Here is a 1,293-nt window from a genome sequence, read left to right on the forward strand (position 1 = left end):
CTGCTGCCGCTCTGCTACCTGACCCACCGGTTGATCGAGGCCCCGGCCCAGCGCCCCGGCCCAGCGCCTCGGCAGGTGGCTGGGCCGGGGCTGAACCGCTTGGTCCTCGGAGAGACCGGAACAGCCGGAGCCGCACCGGGTCACGGAGCGGCGTACTGTCCGGCGTAGGCGGCGGACGGCTCGGTCGGGGTGATCACGTCGATGAGCACGCCGTCGGGCGCGGCCACGATGAAGTGCCGCTGCCCGAACTCCTCGGTACGCAGCGTCAGCTCGACCGGGAGCCCCGCCCGTCGTACCAGCCTGTCGTGCTCGGCGTCGACGTCGGCCACCTCGAAGTTGAGGATCAGTCCTCGCACCGCCGAGCGGTACTTCTCCGGCACGGTCGGATGGTCGTGGTCGACGAGCGCCAGCTCGTAGTGCGGCGGCTCCGGCCGTCGCAGGCTCACGTACCAGTCCGCCTCGAACACCGTCTCGAAGCCGAAGAACCGCTGGTAGAAGTCACGGGACTCGGTGATCCGATCGGTGCAGACGACCGGGTAGAAGCTGGTGAGGGACTTGGTGAGGGACTTGGTGAGGGACACAGCCCCCTCCTTTCGACATATTCGCATACCGTCGGTATGTGAGGTTAACATACCATCGGTATGCCAATGATGGAGGCCGCGATGGATCGGGTACGGCAACGACTGGAGACCAGGCGCACGCTGGTGACGGAGGCCAGGACGCTGTTCGCGCGGCACGGGTACGCCGCGGTGAGCCTGGCGCAGATCGTCAGGGCGGCGGCCGTGACCAAGGGCGCGCTCTACCACCACTTCGACAGCAAGGCCGCCCTATTCCACGCGGTCGTCGAGCAGGTGCAGCGGGAGGTGGGCGAGCGGGTCTCGGCGGCGGCGGACGCGCACGACGACCCGTGGGAGCAGCTGGTCGCGGGATGCCGGGCCTTCCTCGCGGTGAGCCGCGACCCCGACATACAGCGGATCATGCTCGTCGACGGCCCCGCGGTGCTCGGCTGGAACGAGTGGCGGGCCATGGACGAGGCGTCCTCGGCGCGGCACCTCACCGAGGCGCTCGTCATGCTGATCGAGGCGGGGGTCATCGCCCGCCGGCCCGTGGAGCCGTTGGCCCGGCTGCTGTCCGGCGCGATGAACGAGGCGGCCCTGTGGCTGGCCCGCTCGACGGATCCCGGTGACCTCCCGGCCGTCACCGAGGAGTTGTCGCGCCTGCTGGAATCCCTGCGAGACCGCCGGTAGGCGGTCAGGGCACGCTCACCTCCGGGTCCGGACGGGACCGCCCGGC

Annotated in this window: 2 protein-coding genes; one reads left to right on the forward strand and one right to left on the reverse strand. The window is 70.1% G+C overall.

The window, feature by feature from the left end; all coding sequences use genetic code 11:
* Positions 1-140: 140 nt before the first annotated feature.
* Positions 141-581 (reverse strand): VOC family protein, encoded by a 441-nt coding sequence (locus ABZ260_RS51220; RefSeq protein WP_355633288.1) that lies wholly within the window; start codon positions 579-581, stop codon positions 141-143.
* Positions 582-647: 66 nt separating this feature from the next.
* Between ABZ260_RS51220 and ABZ260_RS51225 the strand changes: the two genes are divergently transcribed.
* Positions 648-1,247: a helix-turn-helix domain-containing protein gene (locus ABZ260_RS51225; protein ID WP_355633290.1), complete on the forward strand. Its 600-nt coding sequence runs from the start codon at positions 648-650 to the stop codon at positions 1,245-1,247.
* The last annotated feature ends 46 nt before the right edge of the window (positions 1,248-1,293 follow it).

The sequence above is a fragment of the Streptosporangium sp. NPDC006013 genome (genome assembly GCF_040614275.1).
Taxonomy (GTDB): Bacteria; Actinomycetota; Actinomycetes; order Streptosporangiales; family Streptosporangiaceae; genus Streptosporangium.

Bases quoted from the DNA above. Each gene is read 5' to 3' on its own strand.
- ABZ260_RS51225 (WP_355633290.1), top strand. From the start codon at position 648: ATGATGGAGGCCGCGATGGATCGGGTACGGCAACGACTGGAGACCAGG.